The organism is Flavobacterium sp. FlaQc-48 (assembly GCF_044007335.1).
Lineage (GTDB): Bacteria > Bacteroidota > Bacteroidia > Flavobacteriales > Flavobacteriaceae > Flavobacterium.
In genome coordinates this window covers 730,455-753,732 of the sequence record NZ_JBIPCR010000001.1, presented here as the reverse complement: position 1 = coordinate 753,732, position 23,278 = coordinate 730,455, and the positions used below count along the sequence as shown (strand labels likewise).

General features: G+C 32.2%; 23 protein-coding genes. 12 read left to right on the top strand and 11 right to left on the bottom strand.

Features of this window, described 5'->3' with window-relative positions; all coding sequences use genetic code 11:
- Window positions 1–5 precede the first annotated feature (5 nt).
- From ACHRWY_RS03285 to ACHRWY_RS03270, 4 genes are all read left to right on the top strand, one after another.
- Entirely contained in the window at window positions 6–608 is a 603-nt protein-coding gene (locus tag ACHRWY_RS03285; RefSeq protein ID WP_395352454.1) for a murein L,D-transpeptidase catalytic domain-containing protein, read from the top strand.
- A 45-nt stretch (window positions 609–653) separates the two neighbouring features.
- Complete coding sequence (gene cmk, locus ACHRWY_RS03280) at window positions 654–1,346, top strand: (d)CMP kinase (protein ID WP_395352452.1); 693 nt, start codon at window positions 654–656, stop codon at window positions 1,344–1,346.
- 69 nt (window positions 1,347–1,415) lie between these two features.
- On the top strand, window positions 1,416–2,792 hold the full coding sequence (locus ACHRWY_RS03275) for a nucleoside permease (protein WP_395352450.1): 1,377 nt from the start codon (window positions 1,416–1,418) through the stop codon (window positions 2,790–2,792).
- 100 nt (window positions 2,793–2,892) lie between these two features.
- Window positions 2,893–3,618, top strand: coding sequence for a hypothetical protein (locus ACHRWY_RS03270; protein WP_395352448.1), 726 nt, complete (start codon window positions 2,893–2,895; stop codon window positions 3,616–3,618).
- A gap of 19 nt (window positions 3,619–3,637) precedes the next feature.
- Here the strand turns inward: ACHRWY_RS03270 and ACHRWY_RS03265 are convergent, their stop codons facing one another.
- Window positions 3,638–4,153 (bottom strand): hypothetical protein, encoded by a 516-nt coding sequence (locus tag ACHRWY_RS03265; protein ID WP_395352446.1) that lies wholly within the window; start codon window positions 4,151–4,153, stop codon window positions 3,638–3,640.
- A 98-nt stretch (window positions 4,154–4,251) separates the two neighbouring features.
- On the opposite strand from ACHRWY_RS03265, the gene ACHRWY_RS03260 reads away from it, so the two are divergent.
- The 3 genes from ACHRWY_RS03260 (at window position 4,252) to ACHRWY_RS03250 (ending at window position 9,684) form a co-directional block, all read left to right on the top strand.
- Complete coding sequence (locus ACHRWY_RS03260; protein WP_395352444.1) at window positions 4,252–4,785, top strand: hypothetical protein; 534 nt, start codon at window positions 4,252–4,254, stop codon at window positions 4,783–4,785.
- A gap of 393 nt (window positions 4,786–5,178) precedes the next feature.
- On the top strand, window positions 5,179–6,957 hold the full coding sequence (rpsA, locus tag ACHRWY_RS03255) for a 30S ribosomal protein S1 (protein WP_029270489.1): 1,779 nt from the start codon (window positions 5,179–5,181) through the stop codon (window positions 6,955–6,957).
- Window positions 6,958–7,098: 141 nt separating this feature from the next.
- Entirely contained in the window at window positions 7,099–9,684 is a 2,586-nt protein-coding gene (locus tag ACHRWY_RS03250) for a T9SS type A sorting domain-containing protein (RefSeq protein ID WP_395352441.1), read from the top strand.
- A 226-nt stretch (window positions 9,685–9,910) separates the two neighbouring features.
- Here ACHRWY_RS03250 and ACHRWY_RS03245 read toward each other — a convergent pair whose 3' ends face one another.
- Together ACHRWY_RS03245 and ACHRWY_RS03240 are read right to left on the bottom strand one after the other, a co-directional pair.
- Window positions 9,911–10,435, bottom strand: a complete 525-nt coding sequence (locus ACHRWY_RS03245; RefSeq protein WP_395352439.1) for an ExbD/TolR family protein — start codon at window positions 10,433–10,435, stop codon at window positions 9,911–9,913.
- 34 nt (window positions 10,436–10,469) lie between these two features.
- Window positions 10,470–11,009, bottom strand: coding sequence for an ExbD/TolR family protein (locus ACHRWY_RS03240; RefSeq protein WP_395352437.1), 540 nt, complete (start codon window positions 11,007–11,009; stop codon window positions 10,470–10,472).
- 210 nt (window positions 11,010–11,219) lie between these two features.
- On the opposite strand from ACHRWY_RS03240, the gene ACHRWY_RS03235 reads away from it, so the two are divergent.
- Entirely contained in the window at window positions 11,220–11,774 is a 555-nt protein-coding gene (locus ACHRWY_RS03235; RefSeq protein WP_395352435.1) for a fasciclin domain-containing protein, read from the top strand.
- Window positions 11,775–12,028: 254 nt separating this feature from the next.
- Here the strand turns inward: ACHRWY_RS03235 and ACHRWY_RS03230 are convergent, their stop codons facing one another.
- The 8 genes from ACHRWY_RS03230 to ACHRWY_RS03195 all read right to left on the bottom strand — a co-directional run bounded on the left by ACHRWY_RS03230 (window position 12,029) and on the right by ACHRWY_RS03195 (window position 20,325).
- The gene (locus tag ACHRWY_RS03230) at window positions 12,029–12,874 is read right to left on the bottom strand and encodes an EamA family transporter (protein ID WP_395352434.1); all 846 of its coding nucleotides are present in this window, start codon (window positions 12,872–12,874) and stop codon (window positions 12,029–12,031) included.
- Window positions 12,875–12,977: 103 nt separating this feature from the next.
- On the bottom strand, window positions 12,978–13,118 hold the full coding sequence (locus ACHRWY_RS03225) for a hypothetical protein (protein ID WP_056209078.1): 141 nt from the start codon (window positions 13,116–13,118) through the stop codon (window positions 12,978–12,980).
- 113 nt (window positions 13,119–13,231) lie between these two features.
- Window positions 13,232–14,680 carry a serine hydrolase gene (locus tag ACHRWY_RS03220; protein WP_395352431.1) on the bottom strand — a complete coding sequence of 483 codons (1,449 nt, stop codon included), beginning with the start codon at window positions 14,678–14,680 and terminating at the stop codon, window positions 13,232–13,234.
- 17 nt (window positions 14,681–14,697) lie between these two features.
- Window positions 14,698–16,521, bottom strand: a complete 1,824-nt coding sequence (locus ACHRWY_RS03215) for a M56 family metallopeptidase (protein WP_395352429.1) — start codon at window positions 16,519–16,521, stop codon at window positions 14,698–14,700.
- 5 nt (window positions 16,522–16,526) lie between these two features.
- Window positions 16,527–16,898, bottom strand: coding sequence for a BlaI/MecI/CopY family transcriptional regulator (locus ACHRWY_RS03210; protein WP_395352427.1), 372 nt, complete (start codon window positions 16,896–16,898; stop codon window positions 16,527–16,529).
- Between the two features lie 24 nt (window positions 16,899–16,922).
- The gene (locus tag ACHRWY_RS03205; protein ID WP_395352425.1) at window positions 16,923–18,566 is read right to left on the bottom strand and encodes a M56 family metallopeptidase; all 1,644 of its coding nucleotides are present in this window, start codon (window positions 18,564–18,566) and stop codon (window positions 16,923–16,925) included.
- Between the two features lie 5 nt (window positions 18,567–18,571).
- Window positions 18,572–18,940: a BlaI/MecI/CopY family transcriptional regulator gene (locus tag ACHRWY_RS03200; RefSeq protein ID WP_395352423.1), complete on the bottom strand. Its 369-nt coding sequence runs from the start codon at window positions 18,938–18,940 to the stop codon at window positions 18,572–18,574.
- A 167-nt stretch (window positions 18,941–19,107) separates the two neighbouring features.
- Window positions 19,108–20,325, bottom strand: coding sequence for an MDR family MFS transporter (locus ACHRWY_RS03195; protein ID WP_395352421.1), 1,218 nt, complete (start codon window positions 20,323–20,325; stop codon window positions 19,108–19,110).
- 97 nt (window positions 20,326–20,422) lie between these two features.
- Here ACHRWY_RS03195 and ACHRWY_RS03190 point away from each other — a divergent pair, with 97 nt between their 5' ends.
- The 4 genes from ACHRWY_RS03190 to ACHRWY_RS03175 all read left to right on the top strand — a co-directional run bounded on the left by ACHRWY_RS03190 (window position 20,423) and on the right by ACHRWY_RS03175 (window position 23,264).
- Window positions 20,423–21,022, top strand: coding sequence for a DUF1684 domain-containing protein (locus ACHRWY_RS03190; protein WP_395352419.1), 600 nt, complete (start codon window positions 20,423–20,425; stop codon window positions 21,020–21,022).
- A complete protein-coding gene (locus ACHRWY_RS03185) occupies window positions 21,022–21,669 on the top strand; it encodes a TatD family hydrolase (RefSeq protein ID WP_395352417.1) in 648 nt (215 codons plus the stop codon). The genes ACHRWY_RS03190 and ACHRWY_RS03185 overlap by 1 nt, the downstream gene beginning before the upstream one ends.
- Before the next feature lie 83 nt (window positions 21,670–21,752).
- Complete coding sequence (locus ACHRWY_RS03180) at window positions 21,753–22,469, top strand: ThiF family adenylyltransferase (protein WP_395352415.1); 717 nt, start codon at window positions 21,753–21,755, stop codon at window positions 22,467–22,469.
- A 132-nt stretch (window positions 22,470–22,601) separates the two neighbouring features.
- Window positions 22,602–23,264 carry an HAD family hydrolase gene (locus tag ACHRWY_RS03175; protein WP_395352413.1) on the top strand — a complete coding sequence of 221 codons (663 nt, stop codon included), beginning with the start codon at window positions 22,602–22,604 and terminating at the stop codon, window positions 23,262–23,264.
- Window positions 23,265–23,278 lie beyond the last annotated feature (14 nt).

Here is a 23,278-nt window from a genome sequence, read left to right as displayed (position 1 = left end):
ATAATATGAGGAAGATCTTTTTTGTTTTTCTTTGTTTTTTGCTCGTTTTTATTGGATACAAAATTATTCTTAATACCAAGAGTTTTGCTTCTTCAGATACAGAGAGTGTTGATATTGCCCAGGTCAATGCTGTAAAAAGAATAATTAACAGCAATTCAAAGTACAATAAAAGAATCGCTTTTTTTATTGATATGAAAATCCCTTCAGGCAAAAATCGTTTTTTTGTTTATGATTTAAAACGCAACAAAATTATTGGTAAAGGATTAGTTGCACACGGCTCCGGATCGGAAACCAAAGTCAAAGGAAAATTAAAATTCAGTAATATTCAAAATTCGTTAAGCACTTCATTAGGAAAGTATTCCATTGGTAATTCTTATAACGGAAAGTTTGGAAAGGCTTATAAACTGTACGGACTGGACGCTACTAATAGTAATGCTTTTAATCGGGATATTGTATTTCATTATTATTTTGATGTTCCGTATAAAGAACAGGATAACTATATTTGCAATAGTTATGGCTGCCCGATGGTCAATAAAATATATTTTGAAAGAATGGCAAAAATAATAGATCGCTCTGAATCAAGTATTGTGATGAATATCTATTATTAAAATAAAGGTGTAGTAGTAAAGAAATTAATCTTAAAAAAATACAAATTGAAAAAAATTACCATTGCAATTGATGGATTCTCATCAACAGGAAAGAGCACTTTAGCAAAACAATTAGCAAAAGAGCTGGAATATGTTTATGTAGATACCGGAGCGATGTATCGTGCTGTAGCCTATTTTGCGATGCAGAACCAGCTTATTGGAGCTGATTTTTTTGATAAAAAGGCCTTAATAGATGCTTTACCAAAAATTCAATTAGAGTTTAGATATAATGCAAGTTTAGGTTTTGGTGAAATGTATCTGAATGGAGAAAATGTTGAAACGCCAATTCGAACAATTGAAGTTTCTAATTTTGTTAGCAGAGTGGCAGAAGTTTCTGAAGTGCGTTCAAAATTAGTAGAACAACAACAAGAAATGGGAAAAAACAAAGCAATTGTTATGGATGGAAGAGATATTGGTACAGTTGTTTTTCCGAATGCCGAACTTAAAATTTTCATGACAGCCAGTGCCGAAACACGTGCTCAAAGACGTTTTGATGAATTGCAGCAAAAGGGCGATACGGTTTCGTATGAAGAAGTTTTAAAAAATGTTGTAGAAAGAGATCACATAGACACACACCGGGAAGATTCTCCTCTTGTAATTGCTGATGACGCTATTGAAATAGATAATTCTTACTTAAATAAAGAAGAACAATTTGCAGCAGTACTGGAATTAGTAAATGATGTTGTTAAAACGGTTTAATTTTTTGTAGATATTATTTTTAATGTTAGTTTTACCACTTCATTTTTACTAAAAAGACAATTTCATCATATGGGAATTAAAAACAGGTTGATTATAATGAGCTTTCTTCAATTTTTTGTTTGGGGAGCCTGGCTTATAACAATTGGAAATTATTGGTTTGGAACTAAAAATTGGGAAGGAACCCAGTTTGGTCTTGTTTTTGGAACCATGGGAATTGCTTCTTTATTCATGCCTACATTAACAGGGATTATTGCTGACAGATGGGTAAATGCTGAAAAACTATATGGTTTTTTGCATATTATTTATGCAGTAGTATTATTTGGTATTGCGCATGTAACTACGCCTGATAATTTTATTTACGTAATGTTTGCTGCGATGTGTTGCTACATGCCAACGATTGCTTTAAGCAATTCGATTTCGTATACTTCGCTTAAGCTGAATAATAAAAATATTGTAAAAGATTTTCCGCCAATTCGTGTTTGGGGAACTATTGGTTTTATTGCAGCAATGTGGATTACTAATTTAAGCGGAAGCAAAGCGACTGAATATCAGTTTTACATTGCGGGAGTAGGTGCTTTAATTCTTGGAATTTATGCTTTTACACTGCCTAAATGTAAACCACAGCGTTTGACTAAAGAGGACGCTACATTAGTTGAAACTTTGGGCCTGGAAGCTTTTAAGTTATTTGGAAATTATAAAATGGCTTTGTTTTTTGTGTTTTCTATGTTTTTAGGAGGCGCGTTGCAATTGACAAATGCTTATGGAGATGTATTTTTAGATGAATTCAAACATTTTCCTAAATATGCAGATTCATTTGTGATTCAGTATTCGACTATTATTATGTCGATTTCTCAAGTTTCTGAGACTTTGTTTATCTTAGCGATTCCGTTTTTCTTAAGACGTTTCGGAATCAAACAAGTTATGCTGATCAGTATGCTGGCATGGGTACTGCGTTTCGGATTATTTGCTTTTGGAGATCCTGTTGGAGGATTATGGATGATTATTCTATCCTGCATTGTGTATGGAATGGCATTTGATTTCTTTAATATCTCAGGTTCATTATTCGTAGAAAGCAATACAGATTCTAAAATTCGTTCGTCAGCACAAGGTTTATTTATGATGATGACCAATGGAGTAGGAGCTGTTTTAGGAAGTTTAACTTCGGGTTGGGCTATTGATCGTTTCTTTACAAAATCTTTTACTAATACAACTGAATTGGCCGGATTTTTACAAACAGATACTACAAACTCTAAAATGCTGGAATTTGTAAAAGGACAAGGGAATTCAATTTCTACAGACGGAATTTTTTCAAATCCAATTCTAATGAAAGACTGGCATACGATCTGGTTATCATTTGCTGCTTATGCGTTGGTTATTGCAATTGCTTTTGCCGTTTTGTTTAAACACAAACATGACCCCAAAGAGATTGAAAATTTGAGTCATTAACGACTTTAAATATATTAAAATCCCGTTTTTGATTTATGGAAAACGGGATTTTATTTTTTTGTTTATCCGTATATTTGATTATTCATGTTTAGTGTTTAATATGCAAAATCAACAAAAATCAATTCCACCATTTAGACCCATTAGCTCAAAACCAATGTTGCTTCCAAATCTTATACTTGGCTTATTTTGGGTATCTTTTGCATTGTTTTTTGTGGGAGGAATAGTTTTTTTGGCAACAAACTCACTGGAGGAAAACGGACTAGATGAAATAGCTACTGGAGTTTTATTTTTTGTGTTTATTACTGTTGTTTTAGGAATAATATTATTACTGATGTATTCCAGAAAAAAAATGTCTACCACTACTATAATTGATGAAAAAGGAATTCGTTATCTGAATACATTTAAGAATAGAATTGTCAAAGATTTACCGTGGAGCAGTTTTGAGAAAAGAGAAAAATTGGAGCATTATTTCGAACCTCCAAAATACGATATAACATCAACCAGACCATCGAAATCTTTTTTTGAGCAGTTCTACTGGCCTGTTTTGGTCGATAATAAAGTAATAGCTCACAATGATGCCTTTACAGGAAAGCATTTTTTTGTGATGCTGTATGCGAATCGACCGGAGTTAATCAGAACTTTTTTATTGGGTGTAAAGCATTACCGGCCAGATATTACGATTGATCCCATTATATTTGCCAACAATTATATTGATCCGGAAAGTTTTGTAATTAATCATGGTCTGCGCAGACGTCTTGAAATTATCGGGACATTGCTTTTTATTTTGATTCTGGTGATTGTTTATTATTTTGTCGAGAATAGATAAAAGGAACTTATTTTGAATTTTATCCAGGAGATGCAATTAAATCCTCTACCTGCTTTTTCTGATTAGCGTATTTTTGTTGAAGTTCAGAACCTTCGCCCATTCGGTTATAGTATTCAAGGCCTTTGTTGGTGAAGAATTTTTTATGAAAATTGGAAATTTCAGGAACTTGTGGAAATAAATTGTGAAAGTTCATTTCATAATACGCCTGCCATTCTCTTTCGTTTTTGTCTAAAACATATGGTTTTTGAGTTTTTTGAATAACATGAACCATTTCGTGAACAATAAGAATCAGCATAAGTTCTAGTGGAAACTCAAAAGTGTTTTTCGGAATTCTGATAATTTGTGGTTGTCCAAAATCGCCTTCAGTGGTCATTAAAATAAAATCCGGTTTTGCTTTTTCTCTGAATTCGAATCCTTTTAAGTTTTTGTTTTTGAGATTGTACTTTTTTAAAAGCCAGTAAACAGCATTGATCACTTGTCCGTTTTTATGGAAAGTTTCTATTTTTAGTTTTATTTCTTCGAGAGTTATAAGCATTAGATAAAAGTAAGAATTTTGAAATTTTCTATTATCATTTAGAGTATTAAAACTTATTATTTAAATCCGCTTTATTAGTTTTAAATTAAAGAAAAAATATGAAGTACGAATTAGTTTTTGATGAAGTTGTTTATAATAATCAAATGGATTTATTGTTTGATATTACCTGGAAACGAAAGATTTTATGTTATAAAAACTACCAATATTTAGGTGTTCTTTTGCTTGTGGTGGGAGCTGCTTTAATTTATAATCGACCTAATATATTTGGAATTGGTTATGCTTTTTTGTTTTTTGGATTGTCTAATTTTGTTCCGTTTGTTTATTATTATTTCAAAATCAGATCACAATACAAGAAATTTGAGAGTGCTAAAATAAGAGATAATGAGAGTTTTAAAGATGTAAAGATCGCTACGTTAGAACTGACAGAGAAATCCTGGATAATGAATGTTGAAAATAATATAATAGTTACCGATTGGGAAAATTTTGCTGCTCATTTAGTAAAAGAAGATAACCTAATTCTAATTACTAAAGATTATCGGCCTTATATATTAGGGGAGATTGAAGTAGGAGTAGAGAACTTTCGACAAATAATTTCTTTTGTAGAGGAAAAAATTAAAAGTAAAAACAGGTAATTACTAATATAGCCGCGCACAGTAAACCTAACAGGTTTCAAAAACCTGTTAGGTTTGTTACGAATTAAGCGACGAATCTAAAGTTCTAAAAACAATAAGCCTCTAATCTAGCCCCGATAGAGCGGATATCCTTTTTCCGGCTACTTTAACCGGAAAAAGACAGGAGCCAAAGCGGAACTTCAGGCCTTGAAAACCTTTAAATTTGCTGCTCCTGAACAATACACTCATAATCATATAGAATTGTTTTGCTATTACAAATAAATGTATTAATTTTGCAAACCTTTTGGCAGAGAAGAGTTTCCATTAGGTATCAACTATTTATGTAAAACAACTTCTGTTTTTTCTATCGCTTTATGAAACTCAAGAAAAGCAGAATACAAATTTTTTATCAGCATGTCTGAACAATTAAAATCACAAGAAGAGTTTTTAGCAAATTTTAACTGGCATAACTTCCAAGAAGGAATTGATGCAGTTGATGAGAAAAACTTACAAGAGTTTGAAGAACTAGTATCTAAAACTTTCATCGCTACAGATCAGGAAGAAGTAGTTGAAGGGGTTGTTGTTAGAATTACAGATAGAGACGTTATCGTTGATATCAATGCTAAATCTGAAGGTGTTATTTCTTTAAACGAGTTCCGTTACAACCCAAACTTAAAAGTTGGTGACAAAGTAGAAGTATTAATCGACATCCGTGAGGACAAAACAGGTCAATTAGTATTATCTCACAGAAAAGCACGTACTATTAAATCATGGGATAGAGTTATTTCTGCAAACGAAACAGGAGAAATCGTTAATGGTTTTGTAAAATGCAGAACTAAAGGTGGTATGATCGTTGACGTTTTTGGAATTGAAGCTTTCTTACCTGGTTCTCAAATTGACGTTAAGCCAATTAGAGACTACGATGTATATGTAAACAAAATGATGGAATTCAAAGTGGTAAAAATTAACCACGAATTCAAAAACGTTGTTGTATCTCATAAAGCGCTTATCGAAGCTGATATCGAAGTACAGAAAAAAGAAATCATCGGTCAATTACAAAAAGGACAAGTATTAGAAGGTGTTGTTAAAAACATTACTTCTTATGGTGTGTTCATTGACTTAGGTGGTGTTGACGGATTAATTCACATTACTGACCTTTCTTGGAGCAGAATCAACCACCCAAGTGAAGTTCTTGAATTAGACCAAAAATTAAACGTTGTAATCCTTGATTTCGATGATGAGAAAACAAGAATTCAATTAGGATTGAAACAATTAAACGCTCACCCATGGGATGCTTTAGATGCTAATTTAACTATTGGTGATAAAGTAAAAGGTAAAGTAGTTGTAATCGCTGATTACGGTGCATTTATCGAAGTTGCTGAAGGTGTTGAAGGTTTAATCCACGTTTCTGAAATGTCATGGTCTACTCATTTACGTTCTGCTCAGGATTTCGTAAAAGTTGGAGATGTTGTTGAAGCTGTTATTTTAACTTTAGATAGAGATGACCGTAAAATGTCATTAGGTATCAAACAATTGACTCAGGATCCATGGACTGACATTACTTCTAAATACCCGGTAGGTTCTAAACATACAGGTATCGTTAGAAACTTTACAAACTTTGGTATTTTCGTAGAATTAGAAGAAGGAATTGATGGATTAATCTACATCTCTGACTTATCTTGGACTAAGAAAATCAAACACCCATCTGAATTTGTAAATGTTGGTGAAAAACTTGATGTAGTAGTATTAGAATTAGATGTTGAAGGACGTAAATTATCTTTAGGTCACAAACAAACTACTGCTAATCCTTGGGATCAATACGAAGATTCTTTCGCTGTAGGAACTATCCACAATGGTGAAATTTCTGAAATCGTTGACAAAGGAGCTACTGTAGAATTCGGAGATGATATCGTTGCTTTCATTCCTACTCGTCACCTTGAAAAAGAAGACGGAAAGAAATTGAAAAAAGGTGATACTGCTGATTTCAAAGTAATCGAATTCAACAAAGAATTCAAAAGAGTAGTTGCTTCTCACACTGCTATCTTCCGTGAAGAAGAAGAGAAAAACGTGAAAGCTGCAACTGAAAATACTTCATCTAACTCTACTACTAATGCACCAGCTGCAACTTTAGGAGATAACAATGATGTATTAGCTGCATTAAAAGCTAAAATGGAAAAAACAGAGAAAAAATAATTTTCTAAGTTTCCTCTAAATAGAAAGTCCCACAGCAATGTGGGACTTTTTTTTGTTTTATAAATTTAATTTTAAGAAATTTTAACAAATAAAGTTGTGTTATTATCTCAAAAAGTTATTTTTGTGGTAAAATCTACACATATGAAGAAAATCTACTTTTTGGCTCTGGCTTTATGCTTTTTTAATGGTTTATATGCTCAGAATATTATTTTTCCAGATATTAATCTTAAAATGAAGTTGATATCATTAAATGTTGATACAAATTCAAATTTTGAAATTGAAGTTAATGAAGCCTTAAAAATTACCTTTTTAGATCTGAGCAATTCAAATATTGGTTCTTTAAAAGGATTAGAAAATTTCACTAATCTCCAATATTTAAATTGTAATAATAACCAAACTTTTTGGGATCTTGATATTACAAAACTAAATAATCTTCAATATTTGAATCTGTCTAATAATCAGAAAATTACTTATTTGTATATTCAAAATTCTAACCTTTCTTCACTAGTTTTAGAAGGCCTGACTAATTTAACTTATATTGAATGTACTTTAAACAAAAAACTTACTTCATTAAATATTAGCGGGGCAGTAAATTTAACAGAAATGCTGGTTTCAAATAATAATCTAACCTCATTAAATGTGGATGGATTAATAAATATAAAGAAACTATATTGTCAGGTTAATCAATTACCAAGATTAGATATCGATAATTTAACAAGCCTTGAAATTTTAGATTGCAGTGGTAATTTATTAACAGGACTAAGTTTAACTAAATTAGCAAATCTTAAGAGTTTATCGTGCCGTAATAATAGATTGTTCAAATTAGACGCCAGCAATTTATCAAAACTTACTGATTTAGAATGTGGCTCTAATGAAATATTTGACTTGAAATTAGTTGGACTGACTAATCTGAAAAGTTTAATTTGTCAAGCTAATCAATTGACAGTATTAGATACCCATGATTTAATAAGCCTGGAATCCCTTTGGTGTGGTGTAAATCAATTTAAGACATTAGATTTAAGCAGATCAACAAGACTTGTAGATTTGAGATGTGCTGATAATCAATTAACATCCTTAGACCCGAAAGGATTAGCCAATATTACCATTTTAGAATGCTTTCTTAATCAGCTCAAAGCTTTAGATTTAAGTGATTTAAAAAGTATTAAACGCTTAAGATGTGATCAGAATCAACTGACCACATTATTTATTAAAAACGGCAGTAATGAAGCGGATCTGAATTTCTCAAAGAATCCTGATTTGAAATATATTTGTGTTGACGAAATTCAAACAGAACAAGTTGAACAATTAGTTGATAATTATGGCTATACGAATTGTAATGTAAATTCATACTGTTCATTTACACCCGGCGCTAATTACTATACAGTTCAGGGAAATAATAAATTTGACAGCAATAATAACGGCTGCGATGCTTTAGACTCAAATTTTCCAAATTTGAAGTTTGCTTTATCTGACGGTAGCAATACAGGTAATTTAATTTCAGATAAAAACGGAAATTACACTATTTCTTTGCTGGCTGGTACACATACAATAACTCCGGTTTTAGAAAATCCAACTTATTTTTCTATTTCACCCGCTACAGTAAATCTTACTTTTCCAACAGAGATAACTCCATTTGAACAAAATTTTTGTACTACTGCAAATGGTACTCATCCTGATTTAGAGATCGCAATTTTACAAATTGTTCCGGCAAGACCAGGATTTAATTCGGATTATAAAATTATGTATAAAAACAAAGGAAATACAACAGAATCAGGTACTGTAAACTTAATTTTTGATGATTCTGTTTTAGATTTTATTACTGCAAATCCTATTGCAGTTACTCAAAAAACAAATAATTTATCGTGGGATTTTTCTAATCTAAAACCTTTTGAATCGGGAGAAATTAATTTTAGATTTACAGTAAATGCTCCAACGGCAGTTCCTCCGGTAAACAATGGTGATATTTTATCTTTTAAAGCAACTGTATCATCTACTAATACAGATGAAACTCCCATAGATAATACATTAACATTAAATCAAAGGGTTGTAGGTTCTTATGATCCAAACGACAAAACCTGTCTGGAGGGTTCGGTTATCACTCCAAATTTAATCGGAGAATATGTGCATTATATGATCCGTTTTGAAAACACCGGAACCTATCCAGCTCAAAATATTGTAGTAAAAGATATAATCGATTTAGCAAAATTTGATATTTCAACTTTAATTCCAACGAGTTCAAGTCATGCTTTTGTAACAAAAATTTCTGATGGAAATAAAGTAGAGTTTATTTTTGAGAATATTAATCTTCCTTTTGATGATGCGAATAATGATGGTTATGTTGCTTTTAAAATAAAAACAATACCAACTTTAAAAGTTGGAGATACCTTTGAAAACGAGGCTAATATTTATTTTGATTATAATTTCCCTGTTTTAACCAATAAAGCCACATCAAAATTTCAAACTACCTTAGGAACTTCAGATTTCGAGTTTTCTAATTATTTTACTTTGTATCCAAATCCTGCCAGTGATATTTTAAACTTTACTGCGAAACAAGATATCGAAATACAATCGGTTGCGATTTATGATGTTTTAGGGCAAGTGGTAATCGCAGTTCCAAATGCAAAAATGGTTTCTAATATTGATGTTTCAAAGCTTAGAACTGGTAACTATTTTATAAAAGTAAAATCAGATAAAGGAAGTTCAAATATTAAATTTATTAAAAAATAACAATTTAATTTAAATAGAAAGTCCCACTGTAATGTGGGACTTTTTTTATCTGTTTTGTTTCAGATTTTTCGTTGTTTCAGGTTTCAGGTTGTCACGGTGAGCGAAGTCGGGAACATTTTAATATTGGAGTTTGGACTCGGTCAACAACTAATTGGAGAAGCAATTTCGCACTGGAATTTTCAGGAACTGTTTTCTGTTTTTTCCTGCATAATGAAGCCGGAACTTTCTATTTCAAAGCCAACAAATTAGATTCTTCTTTAGTATAATAGTCATTAATACTGTAGTTAGTGATACCTGTAATTCTCATTTCATCAAGAATATCAATTAAGTTTTTGTAATTACATTTTTTACTTGGCTTTATAATTACGTAAACTCCTCTATCTGGTTTGCCAATACTGGCTGAATATGCCAGGATCTTTTTATTAATGTTTAGTAATTCCTGACGAATACCATTTTTGCCATACTTCACTTCTTTGGGATCTTCCAGAGGATAGGACAATAATCCGGCATAGGATATCAATCTATCATCCTCACCTAATAGTAAGGTATAAAAACGATCTGCTTTATAGCATCTAATCGATCCGTGACAATCTCCATAATCAGATAAGCTTAAGTCTACTGCTTTAGGTTTCGCCAACTCAATTGTTACCATAAAAAATACAATCAGCAAAAAAGAAACGCTCACCATTGCTGTCAAATCGACTCTTGTATTTGACTTTTTACTTCTCACTTTTTTAGGTAGATTGTGCATAGAACAACAATTTAATTATGCTGAAAATTATGTTTTAATTGGAAGCTAATAGTTTAGTTTCTTCTGATAAAAAATCATTTACAATTACATAAGTGTCAATATTTACAATTGCCATTTCGTCCAGGATATCAATTAGATTTTTAAAATTACTTTTTTTACCAGGTTTTATGATTACGATCGGACCATTTTTCGGCCTTCCTATTGCTGTAGAATATTCCAAAATTGCTTTCTTTTGACTAAAAAGTTCTTTTCTGATTCCGTTTTTTCCATAATTTACTTCTTTAGGATCTTTCAGGGGATTAAATAAATAGCCAGTATATGTAATGATTTTATCATTTTCATCCAATAGAACTGTTATAGTACGTTGACCACCGCCACCACCACAAACGATAACATGATTCCATTCATCGTCGACATATTTTTCCGGTAAACTTAAATCCATGATTTTAGGCTTAGCCAATTCATTTACAACCATAAAAAATATAATCAGCAAAAAAGAAACACTGACCATTGCTGTTAAATCAACTCGTGTATTTAACTTTTTACTTCTGACTTTTTTAGGCAGGTTTTCCATAATGAGTTAATTTTTTACTAAAGTTAATAATAAAACTAACATAGATGAGAGGCTAATTTCAAAAATAATTAAAAATAATTTCAGGCATTAAAAGCTTGTTTTACAGGTATGTTTGAACATATTCTAAGTTTTTTTTATTTTTTTTAAAGATTTAATAAAACCAAAACAATTATTACCGCGTAAATGAGCTTATAACTTAAAATATTAATTATGAAAACTAGAAAATTTTTAGCCGTAGCAATCTTAGCATTAGGATTTGGATTTACATCATTTGCACAAAAAACTGTAATGGTTGGTGGAGCTGCAATGTACCCAAACAAAAATATTATTGAAAATGCCGTAAATTCAAAAGACCACACGACATTAGTAGCTGCTGTAAAAGCTGCCGGACTGGTTGAGACACTAGAAGGAAAAGGACCATTTACCGTTTTTGCCCCAACAAATGCTGCGTTTGATAAATTGCCAAAAGGAACTGTTGAAACATTATTGAAACCAGAAAACAAAAAAATGTTGCAAACGATCTTAACCTATCATGTTGTTGCAGGAAAACTGAACGCTTCTGATATTGCTAAAGCAATTAAAGCCGGAAAAGGAAAAGCCACTTTTAAAACAGTTAGCGGTGGTACTCTAACTGCCTGGATGAAAGGAAAAGATTTATACATCAGTGACGAAAGCGGAAATAAAGCTAAAGTTACGATAGCAGATGTAAATCAATCTAATGGTGTGATTCATGTGGTTGATACTGTATTATTGCCAAAAAAATAATTAAAGTATATTTTGAGACCCAAAAAAGTCCTGTCATGCAGGACTTTTTTATGTATTTTTCTTTTTTAGAAAAGTAGACGATAACGCCACAAAGCAGTACAATAATTTGAGTTGAAAATAAAAATATTGACACAACTACTAATGTTTTGTTATCCGTTGTTGTAGATTTAAACCAGAAAAGCATCCAGATAAAAATTAAATAAATGCTATTACTAATTTTAATGAATTCCAGAAAATCTTTTTCATTTGTAAATTTATCTTTTAGCTGTTAGTGTTGAACCTACAGAAGCTATTACAACACAACCAACCGCCAGAATTTCATAAAAATTTAAATACTCCTGTAAAAATATAAAAGCACATATAGAAGCCGCCGCAGGTTCTAAACTCATTAAAATACTAAAGGTACGGGGAGGAAGCTCTCCTAAAGCTTTCATTTCTAAGGTAAACGGAATAGCACTTGATAAAAGAGCCAGTGCGGCTCCCATACCAAAAAGTTTCGGGGTAAGATTAGCCAATCCGTTTTCGTAGAAACCAAACGGCAGAATTAAGATTGCTGCAAATAGCATTCCTGTTGAGACAGCCTGTCCGTCATTCATGATTTGAGAAATTTTCCCTCCCAAAACAATATACGCTGCCCAAAGCGCGCCTGCTAAAAGAGCAAAAAATACCCCTAGTGTATCTACACGATCATTGGTCCAGGGAGCAATTAAAACGATCCCAGTAGCGGCCAGAAAAACCCAGCAATAATCAACTAAACGTTTTGAGCCAATGATCGCAACGAGTAAAGGCCCTATAAACTCTAAAGTAACCGCTAATCCAATTGGAATTCTTTCTATTGCCAAATAAAAAATTAAATTCATAGCTCCGAGGACTAAACCGTAAGGAATCACAATTTTCCATTGGTTAGGAGTAATGGCTCTTAAGTTTGGGCGGTACGCTAGTAATAAAATGATTGCCGAAATTCCAATTCGTATTGACGCAGTTCCTGCAGCGCCAATGGCAGGAAATAAGCTTTTAGCAATTGCAGCTCCGCATTGTACACTGATAATTGATAATAGCACAGCATAAACAGGAGGTATATTGAATTGTTTATTTTTCATGAGAAATAGCGAATGAAGTGAAAATACATGTAGAAACAAGTATTTTTTACTTCGTAAAAGTATGACTGAATTTTACTTCAGTTATTATCCAAAAGATGTCTAATTATCCTAAAGCTCTTTTAGTTACATAAGCACGATAACCAATAATAGCCATTTGCCATTTTTTTGCTTTTGAAATATCTAAACCTTGTTTGGTAAAACTGGGTAAAAGAATTTTATTTAGTTTGGCTAAAATTTTATACATGGCGGATCAATTTTGCTCAAAGATATAAAAAAAGACCTTGCGATTAGGCAAAGTCTTTTTTGAGTGTTTCTACTATAATAAGTATGAATGTATTCGGTTTTATGAAGATTGATTTACGATTTTTTAGTTAAAATTTTTTCGATCTTTTCCAGCATTTCTTTGGCATTAGAGTTATCCTGTTTTAGTTCTAATGACTTTTTATAATTTTCTTTTGAAGCTTCGAACTGATTATTTCTAAAATAACCGTCAGCTAAACTGTCAAAGGCATTTCCGGATTTTGGGTTTTCTTTTGTGTTTAATTCTAAAAGCCTGATGCCGTCGTTTAGTCTTCCGTAATCGATCAGGGTATAAGCAATAACATTTAATCGGTATTCAAAATTCCAATCCGGATTACTATTTTTTATATTTTGGTAATTTTGTTCTGCTTTTGCGATGTCGAGTTTTAAAAAATCCTGATTTATTTTTTCACCGGCAAGATAATACTCATCTGTCAAGGTTTTGTCTACAATGGAAGCAACATGGTTGATAACCTGACTTTGAACATACAAAGCAGAATATTTATGTCCGTTTGATAAAAATATAATCGTTAAATTATGGTCAGGGAATTTTCTAAAAGCCGTTTCATTGCCTCCGGTAAAACCATAAGACAAAACTTTGTTTACCGGAACTATTTCCCAACCATAAGCGAAACGATCGGTGTTGTTCGTAAAAGTAAAGGGTTTCCACATCGAATATTTCGTTTCTGTTTTGATATAAACCTCTTTATCCAGATTATCATTCCAGCGAATAAAATTTGGCAATGTAATATTTAAACCGTTAGCCGAATGAGCATCAAATCCAAAGTTGGAAGTATTTTTTATGTACTTATTGGTTTTGCTGTTATAATTATACCTGGGAGTGCTATAAGGTAAATTTTCCCCGAAGTTTGAGGAAAAATAAATACCTGATTTCATCGATGGAAATTGGTTTTTTAAGATGTAGTCATCAAAAGTGAAACCTGTGATTTTCTCGATGATTTTAGTCAGGAATAAGTAATTGGTCTGATTGTATCGGTATTCACTTCCTGTTACAAACTCCATTGGTTTTGTGGATAGTATGGCTAGTTTTTTGTCGAATGGCAATGTAATGGCGATATCTTCGAACATAATAATATTAGGTAAGCCAGAAGAATGTGATAGCAAATTTTTTACTTGGATAGTTTGCCATTCTTTTGGGAGATTGTCAATGTATTTAGAAAGAGGGTCTTCTAATGATAATTTTCCTTGTTCTATCAGCTGAAACACACCAACATTTGTAATGAGTTTTGTAGTAGAGAAAATTTTAAAAGCAGTGTTTTTATCCACTGCTTTATTTTCTTCCAGAGAAGCTTTTCCATAATATTTTTCATAAATGATTTTTCCATCTTTGATAACCGCCAATGCGACTCCTGGAATTTCATTTATAGCTATTACTTCCTTAATGTATTGATCAATTTTTTGTTCAATTAATTTATTCTCCTTTTTTTGGCTAAAAGACCAATTAACAACAAGTAATAATAAGGCGAGAAGAAAGGATTTTTTCATCTGTAAATTAGAATTAATTAGGATCTTTTACTCTCTCTTTCGTTTCTTTTTAGATCTTTTTCATGAAGTTTCATTTCTTTTTCATGAAGTTTCATGTCTTTTTCATGAAGTTTCATTTCTTTTTCATATTGCTTCATATCTTTTTCGAATTGCTCCATCTTTTTTTCAAAATCAGGTCCAAATTGCTTTTCGATACTGGCGCTGTATTTGTCCATATCTGCTTGAAATTTTTCCATTGCAATTTCGAACTTTTCCATTTCTTTATCGTAACCAAGCTCACGTTTAGACATGATTTCATCTACCTGTTTCTCATAAGCAGCTAATTGTGGTTCAAAAGCTTCCATTTTCTTATCAAATTCTTCCATCTTTTTTTCAAAATCTTTCATCGCAACTTTATCTTCATGATTTTTTGGAGGTACCGGTGGCTTTGGCATTTTTGACCTATTTGGCGGAGGAGGAATCATTAGCTCTTTTGGTAATACAGGTGCTATCGGAGCAATCGGCGCCGGTGGTAATGATGCTGTTGACGGAGGTGTGGGCGGAACAGGCGGAGTTGGCACTGTCATCGATTCAGGAACATGGGTTTCACTAACTTCTACAATGCGATTTCCTATTGCCGTGGGTTTGTCATCTGTAAGGATTCCCACTTTTGCAGAACCATTTGCTTCAGATGAAACTACAATTCCACAATTTTTAATTGGGTGATTTCCTTCAATCTCAAGAGTTTGAGCATCTCCGGTTCCCTTTTGTATTTCAACTTTAATCGCTGTTAACTCATTATTAGAGTTTCTTTTTACATTTGACACCACCATATCAATGTTATGATCTTTTTTTAATTTTTCAGCAATTTCTTTTAATTCCTGATCAGTGGTATTTTTTTGAATTTTTAAAACATGAATTGGATCTTCCTTTTCAACAACTTCCTGATTTTCTTTGCGTTCTTTTTCTTGTGCAACAGTTTTAATTTGAAATAAAAGCACAAAAGCTACAAGTGCCGGAATTATGGCGTAATATTTCCAGTAATTTCGTTTTTTTGATTGATTTTTGTTTAACATGACAATTCGTTTTTTGATTAATGATTGGTAAAAATGATTGGTGATGGCAACACAGCTTTCATGTGTTGTAATTTTTAAAAGCGTGTATTGATACGCTTTTTTGTCTGATATGTTTTTGGCAGCTTCGCTATCAGCAATAAATTCAAGGTTTTGCAGAATCGCTTTTTTATACAGCCAAATAATAGGATTGAACCAAAATAACACACAGAACACTCTCGAAACCAATACGTCTACGGTATGATTTTGATCGCTATGTACTTTTTCATGTTCAATAATATTTTCTAATTCTGCGGCCGTGTACATTGATGAATTGTATACGATATAGTCAAAATAAGAAAACGGGGCAATATTTTCGTTAATGTCTACAAATTTAAAATCGGCTTGTTGTTGTATTTTTTTACCTTTTAAAACGGAACTTAAACTATAAAAATCAACTGCAAATTTTATAACCAGGGCAGTAAAACCAAGAATATAAACTGCAAGCAGAACGTAATTCCAATTAATTTCAAAGGCTTCATTTTGAATATTATGCGGAATATAGGCATGAGAATAGTTTAAAGCCGAAACTGCATTGGTCATAATTCGGGCAGGAACAGGAGCAGGTTCAATCCAGATAATTTTTGTATAAAACAAAAATGGTAAAATAACTGAAGTAATGAGACCTGCTAATAAAAACCATCTGCTGCTATTAAAAAAAGTTTCTTTACGAAGTAAAAAATAATAAGCACAATAAAACAATACTAACAATAAACTTGATTTTGCGATAAAAATGAAAAGTGTTTCCATGATGATTATTTTTCTTCTTGTATTGGAGATTCGATCATAGCTAAAATCTCGCGCAATTCAGCTGCTGAAATTTTTTCTTCCTGAGCAAAAAACGAAACCATATTTTTATATGAACTATTAAAATAGTTGTCAATCGCAGTATTCATATACTTTTTACTGTAAGACTCTAATGTTACCACCGGATAATACTGATGAGTGTTTCCAAAAGCATTATGCCCTACAAAGCCTTTCTCTTCAAGATTACGTACTATGGTTGATAATGTATTATAGTGTGGTTGATCTTCAGTAATCTCTGCCTGAATTTCTTTTACGAATGCTTTTTTAAGCTTCCATAAAATATGCATGATTTCCTCTTCTTTATTGGTTAGCTTTTGCATGATTTATTTTTTTATGCAATGAAATCATTTTTTAGTTTCAATTACAATTACACCATTTTTCCCTTGCTCACCAAATTTAACAATGGCCTGAGAACCTTTGTAAACATCCATTGTTTTGATATTTAATTCTTCCAGTTCTTCAATGGTTACCGGTTCAGAAATTACCACACCATCAACAACAACTAATTGCGTTAGCTCTTTTGTGTTCCCGTCTTTTTTAGAAGATACCTTGATAACTGTACCTGTTTTGGTGTCACTATTTACATGGACAGTAACAGAAGTATTTGTGTCAGTATTTATAACATTTGTACTAGTACCTGCACTAGCAATTTTATTAGGATTACGATTAGCTTCAGCATTATTATCTTGATTTGCGTTAGTGTTCTTGTTTGAATTATTATGAGGATTTGGGTTTGAATCCTCCTTTTCTTCAGCTTTAAGCTGTTGCGTTATTTTTGTAGCGCTGATATCATTATCGGTCATAAAACTAATCTTGTTAGAACCATCATGATTAGTTGTTACAATTATTCCGCAGTCATTAATAGCTTTGCTTCCACCAATTTGAAAAGTTTTTGACAGTTTAGAACCTTTTGTAAGATCTAATTTGAAGGAGGTTAATTCATTATCTGCATTACGTTTTAAATCAGATACCACTACATCAAAACCATATTTCTGCTTTAAGGTTTCACTCATTACTTTTAATTCCTGATCTGTTGTGTTTTTCCTGATTTTGTAAACATCTGTAGCAGCAATTTTTTCTTTGGAAAGTTTTATTGAAACTTCTCTTTTAACTAATTCTTTTTCTTTTGCAATTACTTCGACCTGAAATAAAAGCACAAAGGCTGCAAGTGCGGGAATGATAACTCCAAATTTCCAGGAATTTCTCTTTTTTGATTGATTTTTGTTTAACATAATGATTCGTTTTTTGATTAATGATTGATAGAAATGATTGGTAATGGCAACACAATTTTCATGTGTTGTTATTTTTAAAAGCGTGTATTGATACGCTTTTTTATCGGCTATTTTTTGAGCAGCTTCACTATCAGCAATAAACTCAAGGTTTTGCAGGACAGATTTTTTGTAAAGCCAGATGATGGGATTGAACCAAAACAGAACACAAAACATTCTGGAAACCAAAACGTCAATCGTATGATTTTGTTCACTATGTACTTTTTCATGTTCAATAATACTTTCTAATTCTGAAGCGCTGTACAATGATGAGTTGTAAACAATATATTCAAAATAGGAGAAGGGGGCAATGTTTTCTTTTACGTCTATAAATTTAAAATCGGCTTGCTGTTGTATTTTTTTACCTTTCAAAACAGAATTTAAACTATAGAAATCGAAAGCAAGTTTTATCATTAAAGCCAGAAAACCAATACTATAAATAACGATTAAGGCGAGATTCCAATCTATAACAAAAGGGGTACCCGGATTAGCCGGTGGAGCGTAAATTTGATAGTTGTTATCTGAAACCGGAGCCGGATCAATCCAAACCGTTTTGGTATAAACAATAAAAGGCAAAATTACCGATGTAAACAAACCGCCTAGCAAGAACCACCTGTTACTATTAAAAAAAGTTTCTTTGCGCAATAAAAAATAATAAGCACAATAAAACAATATTAGCAATCCGCCTGATTTAATGATATAAGTAAAAAGTGCTTCCATAAGTATTATTTTTCTTCTTGTGGATTTTCAATCATGGCAAGAATTTCCCGTAATTCGTCTGCTGAAATTTTTTCTTCTTTAGCAAAAAATGAAACCATATTTTTATATGAGCTATTAAAATAGTTGTCAATAGCAGTTTTCATGTATTTTTTACTGTACGCTTCTAAAGTAATTAGAGGATAATACTGATGTGTGTTTCCAAATGCATTGTGCCCCACAAAACCTTTCTCTTCAAGATTGCGCACAATAGTAGATAATGTATTGTAATGCGGTTGATCTTCCGTGATTTCTGCCTGAACTTCTTTTACAAATGCTTTTTTAAGTTTCCATAAAATGTGCATTATTTCCTCTTCCTTGTTCGTTAACTTTTGCATGTTTTCTAATTTTAATTCAAACCTACAACTATTTTTTTAGTTACACAACTATAAATATAGTTATTTAACTAAAAAACGCGTTTGTTTTCAATTTAGTATACGGAAAATCGATTCGAATTAAAGACTAATTAATTGAATTGTAGTGATTTGTTATGATAAAAAAGATACTAAGAAACTTTCTCGTCGCGTAAAGCTTTTTTAATCCAGATGCAGCAAAGTGTTGCAACAACTCCGATAGAAGCCATAAAGAGCCAATTGATTTGGTATCCTAAACGGGAAATAATTTCGAATCCAACTTTTGAACTGATGATATGGGCGAGACTAAAACTCATGGTATAAAGTGCCATGTAACGGCCCTCCTGACCGCGCGGTGCACGGCTTAATGCAAATGCATTTGAAAAAGGAAAGGTAAGAACCTCTCCAATCGAAATACAAATCATACTGATAACAAGCATTCCGGCCCAAACGTTAATTAATAATAGAAAGAAACTCAACGCCATTATAAAAGATCCAAGAATGATAATCCGTATTTTGGCAAAGGCTTTTCTTTCCATAAAACCCACAATTGGCATTTCTAAAGAAAAGATCAAAAGCCCGTTTAATGTCATTAATAAACCGGTCTGAAATTCACTCAGGCCAAATTTCTCGTTATGATATAAAGGTAATGTTGTAAAAAGCTGAAAGAAAATCATTGCGGTAACAAAACTTACAAATAAGAAAACCCAAAAGATTTTATCATGAAAAACCGATTTTATTTCTGCTGCACTTTCTGTTTTATCTTCGTGAATAGCTTTTTTCTTTTCCTTAACCAATAAAGCGAAAATTGAAATAGAAACGATACAGGAAGCACCATCCACCCAAAATAGACCAGAATATCCAATTCCCATAATAATTAATCCTCCCAAAGCCGGACCGGCCGCGAAACCAAGATTTACCGCCAAACGCACTAAAGTTAAAGCACGGGTCCTGTTTTCGGGTTTAGCATAAGCACCAAGCGAAACAAACATAGCAGGTCTAAACATATCCGCAATGGCCATTAAGATAAACATTGCAATACACAAAGCCCAGAAAGTAGTGATATACTGTATGAAGAATAGCGAAACCCCACTGGTAAACAAACTAAAAATCATGATTTTGTAAAACCCAATCTTATCGGATAATTTTCCACCCAACCACGAACCTAACATCGATCCTAAACCAAATGCGACCATAATCCAGCCTACCTGATTATAAGTAAACTGAAGATCTTCTTTTAAATATTTGGATAAAAAAGGAAGCACCATTGTGCCGGCACGATTAATAAAGGTAACAATAGCAAGTATCCAAATTTCTCTTGAAAATCCTTTAAAATTATTGATGTAGTGACCAAAAGCGGTTTTGAGCATTATAAATGAGTTATTTGCAACAAAGTTAGGAAACTTTGTAGTGATCTGTGGTTGTTGCTTTGTTACTTTTAAACTATTTTTGCTCAAAATTTCCAAGATGAAAAATGTAATTGCTTTTTTAGTGTTGCTGATTGTTAATTTCTGTTTTGCTCAAAATAAATTTGATCAGAAAGAAACTGAAAAATTTCAAAAGACAATCAATGGTGAATATGCTGATCCTAAGACAAGTCCGTTAATGGAAGAAGATTTAAAAACTTTTCAAAGTTTAGATTTTTATCCTGTTAATGGGAAATATTTTGTCAATGCAAAATTTGAAAAAGCAAAAAATGAAAAAGTTTTCGAAATGAAAACTACCGGAACAAGAACACCAAAATATATTAAATACGGAACATTATATTTTACAATAGATGATGTGCCGATTAAGCTTAATGTATATCGTAATATAGAACTTTCGAAAACCAAAGAGTATAAAGATCATTTATTCCTGCCTTTTTCAGATTTAACGTCCGGAAAGGAAAGTTACATTGGCGGAAGATACATCGACTTGAAGATCCCGAAAGGAAACACAATTGCAGTTGATTTTAATCAGGCTTACAATCCGTATTGCGCTTATAATCATAAGTATTCCTGCCCGCTTGTTCCTTTAGAAAATGATTTGAATGTGGAAATAAAAGCAGGGGTTAAAACATTTCATTAATGGAATTCTTTAATTGTCATACCCATCAATTTACGAATCAGTCTAATATTTTAGAATTGGTGAATCAGTATCCGCAAGAGTTTGATGCTTCGATTCCTTTTTATTCGATTGGAATTCATCCCTGGTATATAAAGCAAGACCAAATTGATACTGATTTAAAAATTATCGAAGAAAAACTGCAAACCGTAAATTGCCTCGCTATTGGAGAATGTGGTTTGGATAAACGCATTGAAATTCCGTTGGAAGAACAAATTGTAGTTTTCGAAAAACAATTGGCTTTAGCCGAAAAATATAAAAAACCTGTCGTTATACATTGTGTTGCCGCTTTTCAGGAAGTGATCGCAATCAAAAAGAAAATGAAAATTTCAGTCCCGATGATTATTCACGGTTTTTCGAAAAACAACCACATTGCCAATCAGTTAATTACAGCAGGATTTTATCTTTCATTTGGAAAATACTTATTAAGAAATCCGGATTTAAAAACTGTTTTTCAGCATATTCCAAACGATCGTTTTTTTCTGGAAACGGATACCATCGAAGAAGGAATTAGCGAAGTTTATAATTTAGCATCAGAATATAAGAATATAACAATTAAAGGGTTAAAAGAGCTTATCTCAAGTAATTTTGCAATTGTATTTGAGAAATAAATGTAGAAGCTATAGATCAGAACCTGAGACCTGAAAATTGAAACAATAATAAAAAAACAAACAAAAATAACAAAAGAATATATATGGCAGAGTGGACAGAAAGAGCCGAGCTTTTATTTACAAAAGAAGGATTACAAAACTTGCAAAACTCAAATGTTTTGGTAGTGGGTTTAGGAGGAGTCGGATCATTTGCAGCTGAATTTTTAGCAAGGGCAGGAGTAGGGAGTATGACTATTGTAGACGGAGATGTTGTAGACATTACCAATATCAACAGACAGTTACCGGCTTTGCATTCGACTGTAGGACAACCAAAAATTACAATTGTTGGCGATCGTTTAATGGATATTAATCCGGAATTGAAACTAACCCGTGTACAGGAATTTTTATCTCCTGAAAGAGCCTTTGAAATCGTTTCACCTGAATTTGATTATGTATTGGATTGTATTGACAGTATTACTCCAAAATTAAATTTAATCATAGCAGCAAAACGCAAAAGAGTTAAAATTATAAGCAGCATGGGCGCCGGAGGAAAAATGCTGGCTTCAAAAGTAAAAGTGACGGATATCTCGAAAACGATTAACTGCTACTTTTCTAAAACCATAAGAAAACGCTTAAGAGCAGAAAAAATAAACAAACTAAAAGTAGTTTTCTCCTCTGAAATACAGGACGAAAAAAGCTTAAAGCTAACGGATGGGAAAAATTTCAAAAAATCATTCTACGGAACGAATAGTTATATGCCGGGCTTATTTGGTCTTCATGTAGCCGAAACCGTGATCAGACATTTGCTTAAAAAAGAATAAAATTTTGTTTCAAGTTTCTGGTTTTTAACAGGCATTTTTCAAAGTTGTAATAACAGAATAGTTTGAAAGCTGAATAAAAAGAAACTTTGAACCTTTGTTGCTCAGAACCTCAAGTACCTTTAAAAGAAAAAAATGATAAAAACAGTAATTTTTGATATGGATGGTGTAATTGTAGACACTGAACCAGTTCACCGTTATGCCTATTACAAACAATTTTCAGAATTAGATATCATCGTAAGTGAAGAGATGTATACTTCGTTTACGGGATTTTCGACCCGAAATACATTTCAAAGCCTGAAAGGATTTTTTCCAACGATAGAACATGAAGTAGAGGATTTGATCCAGAGAAAAAGAAGTATTTTTAATGATGCTTTCGACACGAAAGAAGATTTATATTTACTGGAAGGCGTTGAAGATTTGATTCAAGATTTATACGCTAACGGAATACAATTAATTTTAGCTTCTTCAGCTTCAAAAGTGACTATTGAAAGGGTATTTACAAGATTTAATTTACATCAATATTTTACAGCTATTGTTAGTGGAGAAGATTTTCCGCAATCAAAACCAAATCCGGCAATTTTTAACCATGCAGCTTCTTTATCACTTGCTCCAAAAGAAAATTGTATTATCATTGAAGACAGTACAAACGGTGTAAAGGCAGCAAAAGCGGCAGGAATTTATTGTGTAGGATATAACAGTCATCATTCTAAGTTGCAGGATTTGTCAGAAGCGGATATGATTATCAATCATTTTAGCGAGCTAAACGCTCAAAAAATATCACAGTTAAAGGACTGAATTATATAAAATTT

What these genes read in the sequence shown, in the direction of transcription:
- ACHRWY_RS03285 (WP_395352454.1), top strand. Translation starts at nt 6, where the DNA reads ATGAGGAAGATCTTTTTTGTTTTTCTTTGTTTTTTGCTCGTTTTTATT.
- ACHRWY_RS03275 (WP_395352450.1), top strand. Translation starts at nt 1,416, where the DNA reads ATGGGAATTAAAAACAGGTTGATTATAATGAGCTTTCTTCAATTTTTT.
- ACHRWY_RS03270 (WP_395352448.1), top strand. Translation starts at nt 2,893, where the DNA reads ATGCAAAATCAACAAAAATCAATTCCACCATTTAGACCCATTAGCTCA.
- ACHRWY_RS03265 (WP_395352446.1), bottom strand. Translation starts at nt 4,153, where the DNA reads ATGCTTATAACTCTCGAAGAAATAAAACTAAAAATAGAAACTTTCCAT.
- ACHRWY_RS03260 (WP_395352444.1), top strand. Translation starts at nt 4,252, where the DNA reads ATGAAGTACGAATTAGTTTTTGATGAAGTTGTTTATAATAATCAAATG.
- rpsA (WP_029270489.1), top strand. Translation starts at nt 5,179, where the DNA reads ATGTCTGAACAATTAAAATCACAAGAAGAGTTTTTAGCAAATTTTAAC.
- ACHRWY_RS03250 (WP_395352441.1), top strand. Translation starts at nt 7,099, where the DNA reads ATGAAGAAAATCTACTTTTTGGCTCTGGCTTTATGCTTTTTTAATGGT.
- ACHRWY_RS03245 (WP_395352439.1), bottom strand. Translation starts at nt 10,435, where the DNA reads ATGCACAATCTACCTAAAAAAGTGAGAAGTAAAAAGTCAAATACAAGA.
- ACHRWY_RS03240 (WP_395352437.1), bottom strand. Translation starts at nt 11,009, where the DNA reads ATGGAAAACCTGCCTAAAAAAGTCAGAAGTAAAAAGTTAAATACACGA.
- ACHRWY_RS03235 (WP_395352435.1), top strand. Translation starts at nt 11,220, where the DNA reads ATGAAAACTAGAAAATTTTTAGCCGTAGCAATCTTAGCATTAGGATTT.
- ACHRWY_RS03230 (WP_395352434.1), bottom strand. Translation starts at nt 12,874, where the DNA reads ATGAAAAATAAACAATTCAATATACCTCCTGTTTATGCTGTGCTATTA.
- ACHRWY_RS03225 (WP_056209078.1), bottom strand. Translation starts at nt 13,118, where the DNA reads ATGTATAAAATTTTAGCCAAACTAAATAAAATTCTTTTACCCAGTTTT.
- ACHRWY_RS03220 (WP_395352431.1), bottom strand. Translation starts at nt 14,680, where the DNA reads ATGAAAAAATCCTTTCTTCTCGCCTTATTATTACTTGTTGTTAATTGG.
- ACHRWY_RS03215 (WP_395352429.1), bottom strand. Translation starts at nt 16,521, where the DNA reads ATGGAAACACTTTTCATTTTTATCGCAAAATCAAGTTTATTGTTAGTA.
- ACHRWY_RS03210 (WP_395352427.1), bottom strand. Translation starts at nt 16,898, where the DNA reads ATGCAAAAGCTAACCAATAAAGAAGAGGAAATCATGCATATTTTATGG.
- ACHRWY_RS03205 (WP_395352425.1), bottom strand. Translation starts at nt 18,566, where the DNA reads ATGGAAGCACTTTTTACTTATATCATTAAATCAGGCGGATTGCTAATA.
- ACHRWY_RS03200 (WP_395352423.1), bottom strand. Translation starts at nt 18,940, where the DNA reads ATGCAAAAGTTAACGAACAAGGAAGAGGAAATAATGCACATTTTATGG.
- ACHRWY_RS03195 (WP_395352421.1), bottom strand. Translation starts at nt 20,325, where the DNA reads ATGCTCAAAACCGCTTTTGGTCACTACATCAATAATTTTAAAGGATTT.
- ACHRWY_RS03190 (WP_395352419.1), top strand. Translation starts at nt 20,423, where the DNA reads ATGAAAAATGTAATTGCTTTTTTAGTGTTGCTGATTGTTAATTTCTGT.
- ACHRWY_RS03185 (WP_395352417.1), top strand. Translation starts at nt 21,022, where the DNA reads ATGGAATTCTTTAATTGTCATACCCATCAATTTACGAATCAGTCTAAT.
- ACHRWY_RS03180 (WP_395352415.1), top strand. Translation starts at nt 21,753, where the DNA reads ATGGCAGAGTGGACAGAAAGAGCCGAGCTTTTATTTACAAAAGAAGGA.
- ACHRWY_RS03175 (WP_395352413.1), top strand. Translation starts at nt 22,602, where the DNA reads ATGATAAAAACAGTAATTTTTGATATGGATGGTGTAATTGTAGACACT.